Source organism: Anaeroplasma bactoclasticum (assembly GCF_003550015.1).
GTDB classification, from domain to species: domain Bacteria; phylum Bacillota_I; class Bacilli_A; order Acholeplasmatales; family Anaeroplasmataceae; genus Anaeroplasma; species Anaeroplasma bactoclasticum.
In genome coordinates, this window is record NZ_QXEV01000004.1 from 13,196 (window position 1) to 33,960 (window position 20,765).

Annotated in this window: 23 protein-coding genes; 1 reads left to right on the forward strand and 22 read right to left on the reverse strand. The window is 31.8% G+C overall.

What is annotated here, in order from left to right:
* Window positions 1-38: 38 nt before the first annotated feature.
* The 5 genes from EI71_RS02775 to malQ all read right to left on the reverse strand — a co-directional run bounded on the left by EI71_RS02775 (window position 39) and on the right by malQ (window position 5,334).
* Window positions 39-1,130, reverse strand: coding sequence for a leucine-rich repeat domain-containing protein (locus EI71_RS02775; protein WP_119015732.1), 1,092 nt, complete (start codon window positions 1,128-1,130; stop codon window positions 39-41).
* Between the two features lie 123 nt (window positions 1,131-1,253).
* Window positions 1,254-1,655 (reverse strand): bis(5'-nucleosyl)-tetraphosphatase, encoded by a 402-nt coding sequence (locus tag EI71_RS02780; RefSeq protein ID WP_119015733.1) that lies wholly within the window; start codon window positions 1,653-1,655, stop codon window positions 1,254-1,256.
* Window positions 1,585-3,033: an MATE family efflux transporter gene (locus EI71_RS02785; protein WP_162849705.1), complete on the reverse strand. Its 1,449-nt coding sequence runs from the start codon at window positions 3,031-3,033 to the stop codon at window positions 1,585-1,587. The genes EI71_RS02780 and EI71_RS02785 overlap by 71 nt, the downstream gene beginning before the upstream one ends.
* Before the next feature lie 42 nt (window positions 3,034-3,075).
* Window positions 3,076-3,744: an HAD family hydrolase gene (locus tag EI71_RS02790; RefSeq protein WP_119015735.1), complete on the reverse strand. Its 669-nt coding sequence runs from the start codon at window positions 3,742-3,744 to the stop codon at window positions 3,076-3,078.
* Between the two features lie 93 nt (window positions 3,745-3,837).
* On the reverse strand, window positions 3,838-5,334 hold the full coding sequence (gene malQ / locus EI71_RS02795; protein ID WP_119015736.1) for a 4-alpha-glucanotransferase: 1,497 nt from the start codon (window positions 5,332-5,334) through the stop codon (window positions 3,838-3,840).
* Window positions 5,335-5,522: 188 nt separating this feature from the next.
* On the opposite strand from malQ, the gene EI71_RS02800 reads away from it, so the two are divergent.
* A complete protein-coding gene (locus EI71_RS02800) occupies window positions 5,523-6,515 on the forward strand; it encodes a LacI family DNA-binding transcriptional regulator (RefSeq protein ID WP_162849706.1) in 993 nt (330 codons plus the stop codon).
* A gap of 37 nt (window positions 6,516-6,552) precedes the next feature.
* On the opposite strand, the gene EI71_RS10325 is transcribed toward EI71_RS02800, so the two are convergent.
* From EI71_RS10325 to EI71_RS02890, 17 genes are all read right to left on the reverse strand, one after another.
* On the reverse strand, window positions 6,553-7,605 hold the full coding sequence (locus tag EI71_RS10325; RefSeq protein WP_211321014.1) for an NUDIX domain-containing protein: 1,053 nt from the start codon (window positions 7,603-7,605) through the stop codon (window positions 6,553-6,555).
* A gap of 89 nt (window positions 7,606-7,694) precedes the next feature.
* A complete protein-coding gene (locus EI71_RS02815; RefSeq protein WP_119015738.1) occupies window positions 7,695-8,717 on the reverse strand; it encodes a phosphate acetyltransferase in 1,023 nt (340 codons plus the stop codon).
* Between the two features lie 114 nt (window positions 8,718-8,831).
* Window positions 8,832-9,542, reverse strand: a complete 711-nt coding sequence (locus EI71_RS02820) for a helix-turn-helix domain-containing protein (RefSeq protein WP_119015739.1) — start codon at window positions 9,540-9,542, stop codon at window positions 8,832-8,834.
* Between the two features lie 379 nt (window positions 9,543-9,921).
* On the reverse strand, window positions 9,922-10,764 hold the full coding sequence (locus EI71_RS02825; protein WP_119015740.1) for a hypothetical protein: 843 nt from the start codon (window positions 10,762-10,764) through the stop codon (window positions 9,922-9,924).
* A 97-nt stretch (window positions 10,765-10,861) separates the two neighbouring features.
* Complete coding sequence (locus EI71_RS02830) at window positions 10,862-11,710, reverse strand: Mrp/NBP35 family ATP-binding protein (protein ID WP_119015741.1); 849 nt, start codon at window positions 11,708-11,710, stop codon at window positions 10,862-10,864.
* 1 nt (window position 11,711) lies between these two features.
* Window positions 11,712-12,104, reverse strand: coding sequence for a 30S ribosome-binding factor RbfA (gene rbfA, locus EI71_RS02835; RefSeq protein ID WP_119015742.1), 393 nt, complete (start codon window positions 12,102-12,104; stop codon window positions 11,712-11,714).
* Window position 12,105: 1 nt separating this feature from the next.
* The gene (gene infB, locus EI71_RS02840) at window positions 12,106-13,953 is read right to left on the reverse strand and encodes a translation initiation factor IF-2 (protein WP_119015743.1); all 1,848 of its coding nucleotides are present in this window, start codon (window positions 13,951-13,953) and stop codon (window positions 12,106-12,108) included.
* Window position 13,954: 1 nt separating this feature from the next.
* Window positions 13,955-14,242: a L7Ae/L30e/S12e/Gadd45 family ribosomal protein gene (locus EI71_RS02845; protein WP_119015744.1), complete on the reverse strand. Its 288-nt coding sequence runs from the start codon at window positions 14,240-14,242 to the stop codon at window positions 13,955-13,957.
* A 1-nt stretch (window position 14,243) separates the two neighbouring features.
* Window positions 14,244-14,504: an RNase P modulator RnpM gene (gene rnpM / locus EI71_RS02850; protein ID WP_119015745.1), complete on the reverse strand. Its 261-nt coding sequence runs from the start codon at window positions 14,502-14,504 to the stop codon at window positions 14,244-14,246.
* On the reverse strand, window positions 14,504-15,577 hold the full coding sequence (gene nusA, locus EI71_RS02855; RefSeq protein WP_119015746.1) for a transcription termination factor NusA: 1,074 nt from the start codon (window positions 15,575-15,577) through the stop codon (window positions 14,504-14,506). Before nusA ends, rnpM begins: the two co-directional genes overlap by 1 nt.
* Before the next feature lie 9 nt (window positions 15,578-15,586).
* On the reverse strand, window positions 15,587-16,033 hold the full coding sequence (locus EI71_RS02860; protein WP_119015747.1) for a ribosome maturation factor RimP: 447 nt from the start codon (window positions 16,031-16,033) through the stop codon (window positions 15,587-15,589).
* A 107-nt stretch (window positions 16,034-16,140) separates the two neighbouring features.
* Window positions 16,141-17,088 (reverse strand): ankyrin repeat domain-containing protein, encoded by a 948-nt coding sequence (locus tag EI71_RS02865; protein ID WP_119015748.1) that lies wholly within the window; start codon window positions 17,086-17,088, stop codon window positions 16,141-16,143.
* A gap of 32 nt (window positions 17,089-17,120) precedes the next feature.
* A complete protein-coding gene (locus tag EI71_RS02870; RefSeq protein WP_119015749.1) occupies window positions 17,121-17,396 on the reverse strand; it encodes an HU family DNA-binding protein in 276 nt (91 codons plus the stop codon).
* A 133-nt stretch (window positions 17,397-17,529) separates the two neighbouring features.
* Complete coding sequence (gene greA / locus EI71_RS02875; RefSeq protein WP_162849707.1) at window positions 17,530-17,976, reverse strand: transcription elongation factor GreA; 447 nt, start codon at window positions 17,974-17,976, stop codon at window positions 17,530-17,532.
* A 62-nt stretch (window positions 17,977-18,038) separates the two neighbouring features.
* Window positions 18,039-18,716: a YgjP-like metallopeptidase domain-containing protein gene (locus EI71_RS02880; protein WP_119015751.1), complete on the reverse strand. Its 678-nt coding sequence runs from the start codon at window positions 18,714-18,716 to the stop codon at window positions 18,039-18,041.
* The gene (locus EI71_RS02885) at window positions 18,716-19,903 is read right to left on the reverse strand and encodes a peptidase U32 family protein (protein ID WP_119015752.1); all 1,188 of its coding nucleotides are present in this window, start codon (window positions 19,901-19,903) and stop codon (window positions 18,716-18,718) included. Before EI71_RS02885 ends, EI71_RS02880 begins: the two co-directional genes overlap by 1 nt.
* Entirely contained in the window at window positions 19,900-20,763 is an 864-nt protein-coding gene (locus EI71_RS02890) for a U32 family peptidase (RefSeq protein WP_162849708.1), read from the reverse strand. Before EI71_RS02890 ends, EI71_RS02885 begins: the two co-directional genes overlap by 4 nt.
* Window positions 20,764-20,765 lie beyond the last annotated feature (2 nt).

Consider the following 20,765-nt stretch of genomic DNA (forward strand, 5'->3'; position numbering starts at 1 on the left):
GTCAGAAACTAAAATAGTTTCTCAGCCCCTTCAGTTTTTTATTCCCATATTGTTATATTGCCATCTACATAATGCCAATAATTTCCTTCATTTGAAGGAGCAGTTTCACTGTATAAATATATATAACCTATTGGGTGGCACCATCCTTCTATATAAAAATAACCATCCTTTGTATAAGGACTTATATGCGTTATAACTACATTTCCAATACTTTGTCTATGTGTGTAGAATAAGTCTTTACTTACAATGGAACTAAAGTCAGAACCATTATAATAAAGTTTGGTCTCATAACTATTACAGAATGCAAAGGGAACCTCAGATATTTTTTTCATTGTAGATGGAATATATATTTCATTTAAATTGTAATAAGATCTATCATCCTTTTCAATGAATACATCCAAAAGAACGAACGCATAAATAGCAATTTCTTCGACTCCTTCTTCAAACTTTATACTATTTAAAGATTCACATCCCATAAATGCACAGGAGTCTATTTTCTTAACATTAGAAGGAATTGTTAATTCCGTTTGATTATATATATAAAAGGCAAAGGAACCAATTTCTTTCACTGTACTAGGAATCTTTGGACTATTTAATCCAGCTATAAGTATCTTATCTGTTTTCGTTTCAATAATACAATTCGAGTTCTCTCTTGAATCGAAATATGGATTATCTATAGCTACTTCAATATCTCCTACATTAGGAACATAAAATCCCATCTTTTCTTTATTTATCATTGCATATGTAAATTCATCAAAACCATCATCTCTTATACGAGAAACTGTTTTAGGTACAATGATTTTCGTTTTATAAATTAAAGAATCTGGTGTAAGCTTTTCTTTAACATAGTCAAACTTAATTTCAGTTACAGTATATTTCTTTTCAACCCATCTTTCCTTAATGGTAATTTCTTCAGGAATATGTATTTCTTTACCATTTTGTGGAATGAAAAAGCATGCTTCATTTTCTGAATCATTCATTAATTCTATTTTGTATTTATACCCATCCATTTCATATTCCCTAATTCCTTCAGAATCTTTTAAATTTTGTACAAATACTATTGTAAGAATTGTAGCTATTAAAGCTATAGCACTTGCGATTATAATTAAATATTTTAACTTTTTATTCATAAATCCCTCTCCATTCTTTTTCAAAAAAATTATATGATTAAAAAATATATCAGTCAATAACTTTGTTTACTGCATAAAAAGAGAAGAGGCTGTTAAGAAACTAAAATAGTTTCTCAGCCTCTTTTATTTTAAATGTCTTCTAGCAAGTCTTAAAATTTCTTTATCCGATTCATAAGTTAATGTATTTATGGCATCTTCAAATTCTAAAAATAGAATTTGATTTACCTCTTCTTCTTGAGCCTTTACATCTAAAGATACAATTTCTCCAACAAAGAATACAACATCCTTTATTACACCAACCTTAGGGGAATATGTAATAACCTGACGGAAGGATGTATCTAATTTAGCATCTAAGTTTGTTTCTTCTTTAATTTCTCTTAGGGCAGTTTCTTCTTCAGTTTCATTTCCTTCTACATGACCTTTAACTAAAGAATAATGTCCAAGTCTCATTTTTTCAATTAAATAAAATCTTTTGCCTTCCTTCATTAAATATAGGACAGCACCACAACTTTTCTCTCTTTCCATAAATGAATTCCTCCTTAGGTTCTTTCATTTCTTCTTCTATTTCTAAATCTTTATCCTTAATTAAAGATTTATTTTGCCATCTACCACTAAACCAACGAATTAAAGATACAATTCCTCTTACAAATTCATCTAAGCCTTGAGCAAGTATAATACCAGCAAGCCTCATCTTAAAGCTTACTGCAAAAAGCCATGATCCTCCACCCATAATAACTGCCATAGAAATTATGGCTAATACTAATGGAAATATTACATCTCCACTACTCTTTTGAGCACCTATGACTATTAAATTGACGCACCTGCCAATTTCAAGTATGTATACAAGTGGTAAAACGCTTCTTATTATATCTATATTATCCCTCTTTCCAGCTACTGCTGTAAAGAGTGGATCTACAAGAATATTAATTAAAGTTACTAAAAGTAAAACAAAGGATAAACCAATCATTGTAACATATAAGGTTAGCTTCTTGGCCTCATTATATTTATGGGAACCAACATATCCTGCAACTAATATGGAATTGGCAGATGCTAAGCCTGAGGAGAACATTAAAACATATCCTAATACTAGATTAATTAATACCCTAGAATTAATTTCAGGGTCAGACAAAGTGTTTAATGCAGCAGTAAGTGCAAACGAGCACGCGGAATATGTAACAGTTTCTAGTGCGGATGGTCCACCAATTTTAACTATTGCAGCTAAAATACTCTTATCGATATGTCTTGGAATTAATGGGCATTTTAAAATAAAGTGATTCAAAATAATCCCAGAGAATGTTTTAAATATTAAGGATATCACTGTCGCAATTGCAGCGCCCTTTATTCCAAGCTCTGGGAATATTCCAACACCAAAGATTAATAGCCAGTTAAATAATACATTAATTAAATTAGAAACAACCGATATGATGGTCATATAAAATGGCTTACCATAGGCTCTAAAGTTTGCATTAATTACTTGAGTTATTGCTTGAAATGGTAATGCAATAGAATATATTTTTAAATATGTTTTCGCATATTCAAAGAAGGAATCTGGTGTATTTGCCATCTTTAATAATGGGCCATTGAAAAAGAAGAAAACCAGCATTAATCCAAGTCCTAAAAAGAAATTAAAGAATACACCTTGGCTTAATACATCCTTTGCTTCCTTATCCTTCCTTCCACCTAAGAATTGACCAACAGTAATAGATACTCCGTTGGAAGAAATAATGATTAATGTAGTTAAAAGCGATAGTGTTTGATTCGATGTGCCAACCGCATTTACACATAATTCATCATATCTTGTAAGCATGATTGTATCTATACTGGATAACAAATTTATTAGTAAAAGTTCTAAAAAAATAGGAATAAATAATAACAAAACTTTACGAAAAACTTCCTTTTTCATTTATACATACACCTCCTCATATGAGGTTAAACCTCTACCTTTTTATAACAATTCATGAATACGATTTAATACTTTACGATAAGAAAAATTGATAATTTTATCTTCTGTATCTACAAAATAGGATTGATTTGATTCAATATAAATAGTCTTTAATCCAAGCTCTTTTGCAGGCAAAATATCATTATTGTAATCATTACCTATCATAATTGCATTATTTGTATCTATAGAATACTTTTCAATTAAGGCATTATAATAAGCCATATTTGGCTTTTTAATACCTAAATCGCTAGATAAGAATATTCCATCAAATAAATACTCTAAATTGAATTTAGATAATTCCCACTTAGTGAAGGATGCTTGGGCATTCGAAAGCAAATAGATTTTATAGCCTTCACTCTTTAGCTTTTTTAATAATCTTTTTACTCCAAAATAAGGATGAATAAAATCTGTAGATAATTTGCGGAAGGTTATCGCAATCTTATTTACATCTCCTTCAGGATATAGAATATGAAATACATCTAATATTTCTATTTCTTCTTTTTCTTTTTCTAATTCCTTACATAGCTTTAAATATTCACTTTTTAATTCCATTGGTTCATATTCCTTATAATCCTTAAAGGCCTTGGCAAGATTCTTCCAAAAAGAATCCCTTTCTTCATCGGTATGAATATTCATCAATGTTCCATATAAATCAAATATAACAGTTTTCATAATGGTTATTCTCCAAGAGTTAAAAAGAGGAGGCTCCTTGGTGGAGCCTCCCAAAGAAAAAAGAGGTAAACACAGATTTGAGTATCAAATCTTTTAACGATTATACTTAGTAATATAGCCCTTTAATTCTTCTGCAAGTTCATCAGAGAAATAGGACTTTTTGCATCTATAGCTCCAGTTATCTGTAGAAACTGTAGATGGAAGGTTCATTCTTGTAGAACCATCTTGGCATAATAAATCCTGTAAAGGCACAATCGCAATATTTGCGATAGATGCGAAGGCAAGCTCAACTACAGTCTTCTCAATAGACTTAGGATCTTCACCCTTAACAGTTACGCCTAACATTTTTGCTTCTCTCTTTACGCCTTCTTTGAAGGTCTCATATTCTTTTTCATTTAAATCTAAAATATACTGGTATAATGGCATATTGTCATGTGTACCTGTATAGCATAATAGATTCTTCTTATAGTTGCTAGGTAAATGGTCATTTTCTTTAGAACCATCAAAAGCGAACTCTAAAATCTTCATACCAGGATACTGTGTATCTGCCATAAGCTTTCTAACACCATCATCGATAACACCTAAGTCTTCAGCTACGATATTTAAATCTAGCTTATCCTTAAATAGATCGCTCTTAGGACCATCTAACCATTCACCTTGTCTTGCGTTTGTATTTTCTGCAGGAATAGCATAGTAACGGTCAAATCCTCTAAAGTGGTCAATACGTAGCATATCTACAAACTTAAAGCTTTCATTAATTCTATAAGTCCACCACTTATATCCTCTACTCTTCTGATATGTCCAGTTATAGCATGGATTACCCCATAGCTGACCATCCTCACTAAATACATCAGGTGGGCAACCAGCAACTAAGTGCTTACTCTTATCTGGATTTAAATCGAATAGCTCAGGGTGCTTCCAAACCTCAACAGAGTCGTAAGCAACATAAATAGGCATATCACCCATAATACGGATTCCTGCTTCCTCTGCATAATCCTTAAGCTTCTTCCATTCATTTACAAACTCAAACTGAGTCCATACCCAGAATAGGTAATCATCATTATATTCTTCAATAACAGATTCTTCTAATTCTTTAGAATAGTTCTTATACTTCTCGCTCCATAAATCCCAAGATTTATATTCATGCATAGCTTTAATAGTCATGAATACTGCGAAATCATTATAATCTCCATCCTTAACAAATTTCTTAAAGTTTCTGTTTTCTTTATCGAAATTGTTAAAAGCCTTTCTTAAGACTTCAGTCTTGTTTTCAAATAATGCTGCATAATTTACTCTTAAAGGATCATCTCCAAAGAAGACATTCTCATAATCCTCTTTCTTAAGAAGCTTCTTTTGTCTTAAGATATCTAAGTCAATTAAATAATAATTTAATGCTGTAGATGATACAGACTGATATGGTGAATCACCATAGTTCGTAGGAACTAGTGGCAAAACCTGCCAAATGGAAACATTAGACTTCTTTAAAAAGTCAATGAAATCGAAAGCTTCCTTTCCTAAAGTACCTACACCATACTTTGATGGTAAGGAAGTGATGTGTAATAAAACGCCAGCGCATCTTTTTTGTTCCATAGAAATTCCTCCAAATGAATTTAATTCATTTTAAGTTTATGCTTTTTTAAAAGCCTTTACAAGTAAAAGTGAATAACTTGCTGAACTTTCAAAACAATTCAAACATTTCCGAAAGAATTTCGGATTTTTTTCGAAAATTCTTGTAATCTAAACGAAATTTATGTATAATGTATTTGAAGGTGATTACTATGCGAATAAAAGATATAGCAGATGCATTACATCTTTCCGTGTCTACTGTTTCCAAGGCACTGAATGGTGGTTTCGATGTATCTCCCGAAACAAAAGAACAAGTTTTAAAATATGCAAAAGAAAATGGATACAAATCTAGAGATGAAAGATTAAAGGTAAAATCCATAAGAAGACTATGTGTCTTATTTGATAATGCAGTTGATTCAAAGTCAAACATTTTTATTCCTCTATCCTTAGCATTTGCTGAGGCAGCAAGAGTTAATAACTTTGAAACAATCACAAGACCAATTTCAGATGTTACACCATCTTATGAAAAATTCATGATGAATAATAACTATGATGGTGCATTCATTGTTGGTCTAAATTATTTATCTCCTTTTTTTAAGGAATTGGAAACAACAAAAATACCTACTGTTTTATACGATAATATCTTAAATGGTGAAAAGGTATCTACAATTACAAATGATAATATCAATACGATTCAAAGATTAGTTACACTTCTTGCGAAGAGTGGACATAAGAAGATTGGCTTTATCCATGCGGATAAGCAATCCTTCGTTGCGAATGAACGTTATGCAGGATATATTATCGGTTTAATGATGAATAATATCGAATATAATCCAGATTATGTATTCTATGGTTCATTCTCTGAAGCATCTGGCTTTGAGGCATCCGAATACTTCGCTCAAAGAGATGTAACTGCAGTTGTATGCTCTTCTGATATTATTGCGGTAGGATTTATTAATGGTATTGAAAGATTCCATATGGCAGTACCTAAGGATATTTCTGTTACAGGCTATGATGATCTAGAAATTTCAAGATACATTAAGCCACCTCTAACAACTATCCGTCAGGATCTAGAATTAATTGGTGAAAGAGCATATTATCTTTTAACCTCTTTAATGATGAACAGAGCGAGCCAAAGAATTGTTGTCGATGGTGATATCATCGTACGTTCTTCTGTTTCTGTTCCAAGAAAAGATAACGAATAATAAATATAGCCAGCAAAATTCAATTTGCTGGCTTTTTCTATAATCTTTTTAAGGCATCATTTAGTTTTTTATAAATAGGCTTCATATCTTCTTCATTTGTAATTTCAATTGTTTTATCCATATCCACCCATTTTAAGCCAGAGTTCTCATCTGGTTTTATTTTTAGTTCTTCTTTTTCATCTGCTTCAAATAAATAAGTTACATTCATATGTGTATGGCTAGACACAAATTTAGAATTCTTTATATGATATGTAACCGGTAATACCTCTATAGATACTGGTTCTTCCTTTAATACCTTGATATTCGATAAGCCAGATTCTTCTTGGGCTTCCTTTAAAGCTACACTTAAGAAATCCTTATCATTATCATTATGGCCTCCAAGCCATCCCCAATTTTTATATATATTATGATAATTCATTAAAATCTTTGTATGGTCTTTATTTGTAATCCAACAGGATGATGAAAAATGAGTAGCTAAGGATTCTCTTTTAAATAATTCATCTCCCATTTTTTCATACATATAAAGCATATATTCCAAATCTGCTTTTTCTTGTTCATTCACTGGCTTATAGCTTTTTAAGAAATTATAAGTATCCATAATATTTGTATATCTTATATATTCCTTTATAGCTCTATATTCTCTTTGATATAAGCCATAGACCTCTACATTAGTATATTGATATTCTGGATAGCTTCCAAATATTCTTAATGCTTCATTTAAATCTACCCATCTAGGCTCACATTTTGCCTTAATTTCAGCTTTTGTTAGCTTAAGTGGTAAATTCTCTTCATTAACCTCGCAAATCAAATAATGATTAATGTGACACATTCTTTCAAAATACTCTTCAATATCTAAATATAAATCTTTTACTGAAACTAAAGTTCCTGTTTCTTCTTGTAATTCTCTAATACAAGTTTCAGTGATAGTTTCTACTCCCTCTTTACCACCACCAGGTAGCATATAAATATCTTTTGTTTTAACATAGGTTAATAAAATCTTATTATCTTTTATAACAATACCTCTTGAGGCATGACGTAATACATCAATTTGTTTTTGGAAATCATCATAATAAAGCTTAATTGTTCTCATATAATCCCCCTTAACAATTAATTATTATAAAACATAAATATAAAAAGATTGCAAGAAAAAAAGCTTCCGAAGAAGCTTTAAATCTAAAACTATTCAGCCATACCAGCAGTGATGATAGCCATCTTATAAACTTCATCAGCGTTGCAACCACGAGATAAGTCATTGATAGGAGCATTTAATCCCTGTAAAATTGGACCATATGCCTCATATCCACCTAATCTTTGTGCAATCTTATAACCAATGTTACCAGCCTCAATTAGAGGGAAGATGAATGTATTTGCCTGACCAGCAACCTTAGAATCAGGGCACTTAGTTTTAGCTACTACAGGAGATACTGCAGCATCAAACTGGAATTCACCATCAATTACTAATTCAGGGTTTAGCTTACGAGCTTCAATTACAGCATCATGAGATAACTGAACTGTACCGCCCTTACCAGAACCATATGTAGAGAAGGATAATACAGCAACCTTTGGATCAATACCAAAGAATGCAGCTGTCTTAGCAGTTTCAACTGCTACTTCTGCAAGCTTAGATGCAGCTGTAACCTTAACCTCACCAGTTACCTTATCGATTGTATCCTCATAAGAAATATTAATTGCGCAGTCACCCATTGCAATTCTTTCTTCTACTCCATCCTTCTCACGGAATAGGATGAAAGATGAAGAAACTAAATTTGCACCTGGCTTAGTCTTAACTAGCTGAAGTGCTGGTCTAACTGTATCTGCAGTAGAGTAAGTTGCACCAACAAGTAATGCATCTGCCTTACCCATCTTAACTAGCATTGTACCAAAGTAGTTAGACTTTCTTAGGCTAGAAGCACAATCTTCTCTTGTCATCTTGCCCTTTCTTAATTCAACCATCTTATCTACCATAGCTTCAAATTCAGCATAAGCTAAAGGATCTAATACTGTAGCCTTTGATACATCAAAGCCACCCTCCTTAGCTGCCTTAGCTACTTCATTAACGTTACCACAAAGGATAACATCCATTAAGTCTTCCTTTAATAAACGGTCTGTTGCAGAAAGAATTCTTTCATCAGTACCTTCTGTAAAAACAATAGTCTTCCTCTTAGCCTTTAAATTAGCTAAAAGCTTATCAAACATGCTCATGTTTTATTCCTCCTAATATTATTCAAACACCAAAAGTAATTTTATGCTTTTTTTATTATTAAGTCAATAAAAGTAACGCTCATTTCAATAAAAAAATGCCTAAATAAATAGGCATTAATCATTATTTGTATCTTCTGTCTTATGGATATAAGAATCGATTGGGCCAGCAACTGCATAAAATAGAGGGATTGTTAAAAACAAAATCCACATTGGATGCCAAAATCCATGCATTTCTTTTCCGAATAAATTATAACTAACATCATTAAATCTCATACCTAAAAAGCAGTATACTGCTACAACTAATACAGGATATAAGAATTTGCATATTCTTCTTTCTTGAATTGCTTCCACTAAGGATGTAGCAATAGGTATAAGTAAGAATAATACCCAATAACAGCTCCAACCATATTTTGGAACTAAAAATCCAATAGTCAAATAAACAATTGCAGTACCAAATACAAATAATCCAGAAACAAAATCTAAAGCGAAATTCTTTTCTTTCTTTTCTTCTTCACTTAATTCCTTTTTAGGTAAATCCTTTTTTATATTATTCTCTTCTTCAACTATTTCTGATTCCATAATAGGATCTGCCTCTATATTTTCTTTTGCCAAATCCTCTGCAGATTCAGAATTTAATAATTCATCTAATGTAACACCATATAGCTTAGCTAATAAGATTAAATTATCTGTATCAGGAGATGCTTCCGCTCTTTCCCATTTTGATACGGCCTGTCTTGATATGCCAAGCTTATCCGCAAGCTCCTCTTGAGATAATCCATTCTTTTTTCTAAGTTCATATAATCTGTTTGCAGTTTCAATATTCATAACACATTCCTCCTTCAATTTACAGCCATAATTTAACAAAAATCTAGTGGTTGCGCTAGCAATTTTAGTTTGAAATGGCCGCAACTATCGGTTGCATCACCTTATTTTACGCTAAATTTACTACTTTTTAAATAAATATCTAAAAAGAAAAGGAAATCTAAATTTAGATTCCCTAGGTTCTTTAAATCAGAGGTTTGTTATAGTTAATTTATCTTGATTTCTTTCTACTAATTCATCTACAACATTTATAAATCCATTCTCATATGATCCAGGTAAAGAATAAAAATAATCACCAAATGAATAATTATATCTATCATAATCATTCCAATTATACTCTATATAGTCTGTTGAATCGATTTTATCATCTAAAATTGATTCACTAATATTCTAATTTTACATCTGTATATCCATCAATTTTATCATATCCTAAACAATCAGACAAACCTAATCTTGCTTCTCCATAATAAGATACTAAACTATTTTCTCTAATAGATACATATTTTTCAGAATCTCCATAATATCCTCCACGATTTAAATCAACAGAGGCATAAATATAACTCTTATCCTCATTAGAATATATAGACATATTATTTGAATTAAATCTTCCCGAGAACAATTCAGGATAACAACAATTTTCAAAAACTGTATAGTTATAATATTTCATTAAGTTTCCTTTAAAGGATGTAATTTTTAGAGAACCACTTGCCTTCTTTTCATCACAATACTGGTAATCATTAAATTCAAAATCCGAATTTACAATGTATTTATCATCCTTTAGTACTGCCTTTGTTACAAAAGAATAGGATGAATCACCTTTACTAGTTTTTAAATGGTAATATTCATAATAATAGGAAGAACCATTTTTTGAATCATAAATAGATTTTATTTTGAATTTAAAAACCGGTTTATTCTTATCCCCAGACTCATAGCCTTTAGCTTCTTGAGTCATCATAATTGTTGTATTATTCTGGTAGAATTTATCATACTCATCAACTGACATACCATTTAAGATATTATTTTTTGTATTATGTTTCACAGTTTCAAATTCATTTATCAAATTCGATTTTTCTTCTATTGTCTTATACTCTACTGTAGCACAAGAATCCATTTCTTGACTTGCTACATCAAAATCCTTTGAAAAATAGTCTCTTTCTCCACAAGAAGCTAAGCTTACTGTAGATACTGCTAATGCAAATAATAATGTTATTTTTTTCTTTTTCATAATTACTCTCTCCTTCTTTTTATGACAATGTTATTATAACGAGTTTTTAAAAAATGTCAAATAAAAATACTCAAGTTATTAAGCTTGAGCATTTGAATTACTTTACAATGTTTCTATTAAGTTCAATTTTACCAAACTTTTTTACAGCTTCTGCTGTATCTTTGATGAATGAAGTATCAATAGATTCAATCTTTCCATCATCAACAAGCTTTGCATAATTTGGATTAATAGGTAAAGCCTGAAGTGGTAATATGTCATAGTGGAATGCTACTTCTTCTAGCTTTGAATCACCAAATGGATATACCTTTTCTTTACAGCAAGGGCATTCCATATAGCTCATGTTTTCAACCAAACCAACAATCTTAATATTCATTTGGTTGCACATATTAACTGCCTTACCAACAATCATCTTAACTAAATCCTGTGGAGTAGATACAATGATTACTCCATCTACTGGAATGGATTGGAATACAGTTAATGCAACATCTCCTGTTCCTGGAGGCATATCGACAAATAGATAGTCTAAATCTCCCCAGCAGGTATCAGAATAGAATTGCTTAATTGCTCCACCAATTACAGGTCCTCTCCATAATACTGGAGTGGATGGATCCTGTAAAATTAAATTAATAGACATTACTTTAATTCCTAGGCTAGATTCTGATGGATACATAGTATCTTCTGTACCATGAATCTGTTCTGTAACTCCAAAAGCCTTAGGAATTGATGGGCCAGTAATATCAGAATCTAAAATTCCAACCTTATAGCCCTCTTTGGCAAGCTCTGTTGCAAGTAAGGATGTTACCATGGATTTACCAACTCCACCCTTACCAGATACTACACCAATAATTTTTTTAATACTTGAATCCTTAGGTGCTTTTGCAAGTAAGGATTTATTCTTATCACAGGATGCAGTGCATCCGTCACAATTATGATTACACTCTGACATATTACTTTTCCTCTTCTTCTTTAATGCCTAAGGAAGCCTGATGCTCCTTAATTTCCTTATCATGCTCATGAATACCAACAATTAAATCATTGATATGATTACCATAATCTAAGGAAGTATCTCTTTTAAAGATAAGCTCTGGCATTTTTCTAGCATTTAGCTTTTTAGCAAGGGCACTTCTCAAATAGCCTTTACAATCTTCTAATGCTTTTTGATAATTTTCTTCCTTACCCTGATAGAAGGTATAATAAACTGTCATATAAGATAAATCGTTTGTTATTCTTACTTCAGTCACTGTAACATTAGATAAGTGCTTGTTCTTCGCATCATTTCTTAAAATGATAGCAAGCTCTCTTAATGCATTAGACTCTAATCTTGCTAAACTAATTCCCATATTATCTTGGAATCTCCTTCATAATAGAGGCTTCGATTACGTCGCCTTCTTTAATATCATTATAGTTTTCAATGCCAATACCACATTCAAAACCATATTTAACTTCTTTAACGTCATCCTTAAATCTCTTTAAAGATGCCATCTTTCCTTCAAATACAACTACGCCATCTCTTAAAATACGTACTAAGGAATTTCTTTCGATAACACCATCAGTTACATAACAACCGGCAATTGTACCAATCTTAGAAATCTTAAATACTGTACGAACCTCTGCTTGACCTGTAACAACTTCTTCAAATTCAGGATCAAGTAGACCCTTACATGCAGCTTCAATTTCTTCAATAACCTTATAAATGATGTTATATAGACGGATTTCAACACCCTTAGTTTGTGCTTCTTGACGAACAGGAGCCATAGGACGTACATTAAAGCCAATGATAATCGCATGGCTTGCTTCAGCTAAGGATACATCAGTATCTGTAATAGCACCTACAGTTGCACGAATGATATTAACCTTAACATCATCCATTTGAATCTTTTCTAAGGAAGCCTTTAATGCTTCAACAGAACCCTGTACATCACCCTTGATGATTAAGTTTAAAATCTTTTCCTTATCTTGTTCTGCTTCACTGAATAATTCTTCAAGTGTTACAGCCTTCTTAGATGTATTTTCTAATGCCTTTGCGTTAGCCTGACGAATAGCTGCAGTTTCTCTTGCAGTTCTTTCATCTGCAAATACCATAAACTTATCACCAGCCATAGGAACCTCATTTAAGCCAGTAACCGCTACAGCTAAGGATGGCTCTGCATCTGTAAAACGAGAATGATGGTCATCCTCCATTGTACGGATTTTACCCCATGTTGTACCTACTACAACACAGTCACCAACCTTTAATGTACCATTTTGTACTAATAGAGTAGCAACAGGGCCCTTACCCTTATCAAGCTGAGCCTCAATTACACTACCCATAGCTAGTCTCTTTGGATTTGCTTTTAAATCCTTCATTTCAGCCACTAACTGAACCATACCTAATAGGTCATCAACACCAGTACCCTTAAGTGCACTAATTGGACAGAAGATTGTATCTCCACCCCAGTCCTCTGCTAATAGATCATAGTTTGCAAGCTCTTGCTTAACTCTATCCATATTGGCAGTTGGCTTATCCATCTTGTTTACTGCAACAATAATAGGGCATCCTGCAGCCTTAGCATGAGCAATAGCCTCTTCTGTTTGAGGCATTACACCATCATCTGCAGCTACAACTAGAATAACGATATCTGTAATTTGAGCACCACGTGCACGCATCTGTGTAAATGCGGCATGACCTGGAGTATCAATGAATGTAATTAAGAAGCCTTCATGGTTAACCTGGTATGCACCAATATGCTGTGTGATACCACCAGCCTCACCCTTAGCTACTCTAGAATTACGAATAGTATCAAGTAATGTTGTTTTACCATGGTCAACATGACCCATGATTGTTACAACTGGTGGACGAGAAACTAAATCAGCTTCATCATCCTCAAATACCATCTCATCAAATCTTGCAGCATCTGTAATGACCTCATCCTTAACCTCAAAGCCAAAATCCATTGCGACTAGCTCAATAGTTTCTCTATCTACAGTTTGATTTTGGTTGGCCATAATACCAAGCTGCATAAGCTTCATAATGACTTGGCTATTTGTTTTGCCCATTTCAGATGCAATATCTGCAACAGTCATATCCGCTCTATATGTTAAGACACCCTTTTCTTTAGTGTCATTTTCCTTCTTCTTACCCTTTTGTGGCGGGATATTTGAAGTTCTTACCTCTTTTTTATTCGTAGGTTTTTTAGCCACAATAATCACCTTATTTCTTTAATATTTTTAGAAAGCTTTCATTGCTAATTCCAACAACCATACGATTTTCCTTACCAATGGCAGATGAAAGTTCTATTGAGGAATAGCTTTCTTGGACCTCCACATTATAATAATTCGCTTTATTACGAATCTTTTTCTTTGTATTTTCTGATGCATCTTTAGCAAGAAATACAAGCTTAATCTTATGATCTGCCATTTGGCTACATACGATATCTGTACCATCTACAAGACCTCTTGCTCTAGCGCATAATCCTAGATTTGATAAAATCTTATCCATATTACTTTAATAATCCTAAAAGTTCATCATAAATAGAATCAGGAACAGAAACCTCAAGCTTTCTATCTAAAGCTTTAGATTGCTTTGCTTTTAGAATAACCTCTTCAGATAGCTTAAGATATGCTCCTCTACCGTTTGCCTTACCCTTAGTATCTACAATAACATTACCCTCAGGTGTACGAACAACACGGATTAAATCCTTCTTTTCACATACCTCTTTTGTAACAACACAGGTACGTAAAACAGGCTTTCTTTCTTTCATTAGATTAATAATCCCTTCTCATATGCTTCAGTAACTGGCATAATATCAATCTTCCAGCCACAAGACTGAACAGCTAAACGTACATTCTGTCCTGACTTACCGATAGCAAGTGATAAATGATCATTTGGAACTACAACTACAGATGACTTTGTCTTTGGATCAATGGATAAAACCTTTGTAACATTTGCAGGCTGTAAGGAATTAGAAATTAATTCCTCTGGAACTTCACTCCACTTATATAAATCAACCTTTTCTCCACCTAAAGCATTAACGATATCACGGATTCTAGATCCTCCTTCACCAACACAAGAGCCGATAGCGTCAACTTTTGGATCATTAGAATATAAGGCAATCTTAGAACGATCACCAGGATCTCTAGCAATACCCTTAATTTCAATAACTCCACTCTTGATTTCTGGAATGAAGTTTTCCATTAAACGGATAACTAATGCTCTATCTGTACGAGATACAGAAACCTTAGGATCCTTAGTAGTCATTTCAACCTTACGAACATATACATTCATCTTTTCACCAATGAATGGATGATCATTAGGTAATAATTCTTTAACAGATAGGCTTGTTACAACACCCATACCTAAATTTAGGGTAATGAACTTATCATTTAAGTTAGTAACCTCACCAATAACCATTTCATTTTCTAAAGTCTTGAAATGCTCATAAGCAAGTTCTCTTTGTTTAGTTCTAACACCCTGAGTATAAACACTCTTTGCAGCACTAATTGCTGTACGGTTGAAGTCTTTAATATTAACTTCCTGTTTAACAATATCTCCAACCTTATAGGATGCCTTAATTAATTGAGCATCCTCAAGTAGCATTTCTGCCATTGCATCTTCTTCTAACTCTTCAGAATACTTTTCAACTACAACATGTAAAGAATACATTTTGATTTCATGATGGCCTGGATCAATTGTAACCTCACATGAAGCATTACCATTAATCTTCTTGAAGGAATTAATTAATCCCTTCTTAAATACCTCATATACATCCTCTACAGTAATACCTCTTTCTTCAGCAAGTACTTCTGCATTCTCAAAAAAAGCTTTGTTAATCATTTTCTCCTCCTATATTTTAACTGCAAGCCTTATAAGCTTGATTTCTTCTTTCTTAATATTCATTTTTTTAAATCTACCTTTAATATTAATCCTTAAGGTAATGGACATGGGATCTGCCTCTACAAGCTCACCCTCATAAATCATATTTTCTACTTCTACATGAGTATACATTCCAATAGATTCTAAGATTTCTTCATCATTTCTTAAAACCTTCTCTGCCCCAGGGGATGATACTTCAAGTAAATATTCTGGCATATCAGAATCATACTTATCTATTCTTTCGGATAAATATTCATTCGCAAGACCTAAAGTATCTACATCAATTCCACCCTTTTTATCTAGGGTAACCCTTAAAATCAGATAACCAAATTCCTTAACGAGCTCTACATCATAGAAAATTAAATCATGCTCCTTAAGAAATGGCTCTAATATGGTTTTGGTAATTTGTAAATCCATAAAATCCCTCCATTTCCAAATTAAGAAATAAATAAGAGAGGTCCGTCAACCTCTCTTTTAAAGCTTATACTTCTATTATATAGAAATATTCAAAAAAATCAAGTGAATTACTTAATTTCATCTAAAAGTTTTCGGATTCTTTCGTTCTTTATGTACTTTATTAACATCTTCGGTGTAAATCCAAAAGTATCACTTCTTTTTATATTTCTTAAAACCATATGTTTTTCTACTAAAACATAATCTTCAATTAGAATCGCATAATGCAAAGGATATGTACTTTTATATTCCTCATACTTATATTTAATCGCCTTTTCATTAATGAAATCTATCATAGAATCTGCTTCAATTAAATCTAAGGCAGTATCCCCATTTTTATTCTTTATATCTAAAATAGCTCCTTTAGATAATAATAAATCTACACTATCAAAGCTTTTCGCTTTTATAGCATAGAAAAGCGGAGTTTCTCCTTGATTTGTTTTCAAATTCACAAATGCATTGTGGCTAATCAAATAAGATAAAACCTTTATGTCTCCACTTCTAGCTGCAATATGGATTGGGGCTTCCCCCTTAAAGTTAGGCTTATTTACAATTTCATCATCTACAATTACTTTAGCAAGTAAATCTAGATTTCTACTTCTTACTAAAGCCATAAATATAGTTTCTTCTTTATTATCCTCTTCTTCTAAATGGAATTCTTGAGTTTCTAATAATAAAGAAATCATATTTTCTCTACCTAAGATGCATGCTTTATACAAAGGAGAATGTCCATCATTATTCTTGATGGTTAAATCAGCATTATGACGAATAAGCATTTTTAAAAAGCCAATTCGATTATTAATTACACAATAATGGCTTGGAGTATTTCCAAAGCTATCCTGCATATTTACATTGATATAGTTTTCTAAAAGTAAATCAAATATTTCAGAGTTGTTGAAGGTAATAGCTACATGAAGAAGACTTAGGCCTCTTTCATTTTTTATATTAACATCTCCAAGCTCTAAAAATTCTCTTAGAGCTTGAGGGTTATTCGAATAAATAGAATCAAATGCGTCCATATTCCATCCGAAAAAAAATAGAGCATGATGCTCTATTTATTTACAGCGTCCTTTAAAACCTTACCAGCCTTGAAAGCAGGAGTCTTCTGTGCAGGTACTTCAACGATTTCACCAGTTCTTGGGTTTCTACCCTCTCTAGCTACTCTAGTTCTTACCTCAAATGTACCAAATCCAGAAATAACAACCTTATCTCCATCAGCTAAAGCTTCTCCAATCATCTTAAAAACTGTATCCACTGCTCTTTCAGCATCCTTACGTGTAACTTCTAATCCATCGGCAATTGCTGCGACAATTTCTGATTTATTCATTTTTTCCTCCTAAAAATAATTGCATTTTGTATTTATAATTATAACAATTGTATGTTATAATTGCAAGCCCTTTCATAAGAGAAAATGGCTTAACTAAAAGAAAAATGGCTTAGATAAGCCATAAATCTTGAAATTACTTTTTAATCTCTAATACTTCGATTTCCATGTCCTTGCCAGTTTCAGTAGTCATAAATACATGATCTCCTGCCTTATGACCTAAAACTGCCTTTGCTAAAGGAGATTCATTAGAAATCTTACCAGCAAATGGATCTGTTTCAGAACCGCAAACCTGGAACTCTTTTACTAAATTCTTAGCTACATAGCGAATCTTAATTGTAGTGATTTCTACAATTCTAGCATGCTTTAGCATATCCTCAATTTCAGTAATACGAGCTTCATTCTTAGACTGCTCTTCTCTTGCGGATGTATAATCAGCGTTTTCGGATAAGTCACCTTGCTCACGAGCTACCTGGATAGCTTCTTTAATTCTATCACGCTCAGAAACTTTTCTCCACTCTAGCTCATCTTCAAGTTCCTTCTTACCCTGTACGGTTAAATCAATTTGTTTTGCGTTTACCATTTTATAGTCCTCCATAAAAATACATATATAAATTATACCTAAAAACTTCAAAAAATCAAGAACTAATAAGCATCATTATATTTTGTTCTTCTAAGCCTTGCTTGAATCTCCCTATAAGAAGGAAATACTTCTTCTAGACGCTTATAAAAGGAAGATTGATGATTTTGATAATAAAAATGACAAAGTTCATGATATATAACTGATAAAATAGAAATCTCATCATATTTTGCTAATGCTAATTGAAATATAACTATTCTTCTTTTTGGTAAGCATTCCCCATAATAGGTCTTTACTTGCTTATATTGAATAGTTATAGGGAATTTAATACCCATATCTTGCTTTGCTTTTTCTATATGATTATTTACAAAATAAGATAAATTTTCATAATAGAATTGATTAGCAATTTGTTGATTGATATTTTTATCCTCAGTATCTGTATATAAATATACCTTATCTCCAAATAATACCATTCTTCTTATATCAGAATATTCCTTTATAAGCTCATATTCCTTACCAAATAAATGGATGGAATTCGAATATATCTTTTCTTCTTGATTCAAGCATCTTTTAATAAACCTATAATGCTTTGACATTTCTAAGATTATTTCATCATCCCTCCATATTCTATTCGAATAGAATAGAAAGGTATCTGGGGATTTAAATTTAATCGACCAGCCTCTTTTTTCTTTTCTTAAAATGAAATCTACCTTTACTTTTAAACCCTTAAGTAGAAATTCCATTAGATTAACCTCAATAAATCAAATTCAGATAGTGGAATATCACTTTTAAAATGAATCTTTTGAAGTGGATGTCTTGCAGCATCTAAGCTATTACCATCCTCATCATAAATCTCTTTAATATCTAAATTAAATGTTCCACGAGGAGAAAATACTTCTATCGTTGTATTAGGTAAGAAATAATTTCTTTGTTCAATATAGGCTATTTTAGTCTCTTTATCATATCCTCTAACAATTCCAATAAAATCCTTAGTAGGAACAGTTAAATTTAAATCATATAGCTGACAATCAACAGTAGGATCACCAAATAAAAAGCCTGTACCAGTAAGTCTATTTTCTGCCTTTTCGATTGCAGTAATATAAGAATCATAATCTAAAACCTTACCTGTTGTTTCATATTCATCAATGATTCTTCTATAAGCATTTACTACTGTTGCAATATAGTGTAAGGATTTCATTCTTCCTTCAATTTTAAAGGAATATACTCCACTATCCATTAATTTAGGAATAGCCTTAATAGCACATAAATCTTTAGAAGACATTGCAAAATAATCTCCTTCTTTGTTGTATACCTTACCATCCTTAATTAAATCATAATTCCATCTACAGGAGTGAGCACATCCTCCTCGATTGGCATCTCTATTGGTCATGTTATTGGATAACATACATCTACCACTATAGGATACACACATTCCACCATGGATAAATGCTTCAATATCTACTTTAGAATTTTTAACAACCTCTTTAATTTCATCTAAATCTAATTCTCTTGCAAGAACTACTCTATGTACTCCAAATTTTGTAAAGAAATCGATAGTTTCCGAGTTTGCTGAAGATTGCTGGGTAGATACATGAGCTTCCATATGGGTATGCTCTAATACCATTTTTAAAATATATAAGCTTGATGCAATAATAGCATCAACACCACATGCTTCTAATGCTTTTAAATATTCAATTACATCATCTGTATCATGCTCATGCATAACAATATTACATGTTACATGAATTTTTGCATTATGAGCATGGGCAAATTCACAGCCTTCTTTAATATCTTCTAATGTGAAATTGGATGCTCTACTTCTTAAAGAGAACTTTAATCCACCAATGAATACAGCATTTGCTCCATAAAGAATAGCAACCTTAAGCTTTTCTAAATCTCCTGCAGGAGCTAATAGTTCAAATTTACTCATAACTTTAACTCCTCCTTTTGATATACAGAATCCTTATAAGTAAAGCCATCCTCTACATTTAAATTTAATGAATTAAATTCACTTATTAATTCATCTATATTTTTACCATCTATGGCATTCTTATAAATATCTAATACCTTCTTCATTGTATCATTATCTACTCTATAGCTTTCTAAATAGCCATAGGTAAAGTCTTTCATTTGGCTTAGCTCTTTTAATAAAGAAATATAATAAGAACGATACATCACTGTACCATTTATATTTTCAAAGCCAGGGAAATAATCACTTCTTGTAGCTTCTCTAAAGTATACATCCTCTTTAGGATATTCTTCATTATTTTTCTTTGAATATAAAGAGATTAAATGCCTTTTTGAGTAAAACATTAATCTTAATCCAAAAACCTGATAAAAGGAATTTTTATTACATTTATGAATAATTGTATTACAATCCTCTAAAGTTATTTCGGATGAAATTCCAAGTGCATGAAAACCATAGGACGCATAAATAGAAAAATCTAAAGAATTTGTTATCATAGTTTTAGGATCAAAGATGATTTTATTTTCTATACCAAGCTTTATAGCTAAATTACATACACCTAAATCCGTAACATAAAAATAATCTACAATATCTTTATATTTCTTTAAAAATTCTTCTGCTTCTTTAATCGTTTTTGGTTGATAAATCTTATCCATAGATAAAGCTATACCAATATGATTATCCATACAAAATCTAATGGCATAATCTAAATCTAAATTCTTGTAATTTAAGGATGCCTCCTTAGACTCTAATAAGGCTAAATCAAGACTATCCTTTAAATATTCTAATTGTTCTTTTTCATATATACTTGTAATAAGCCTCATAG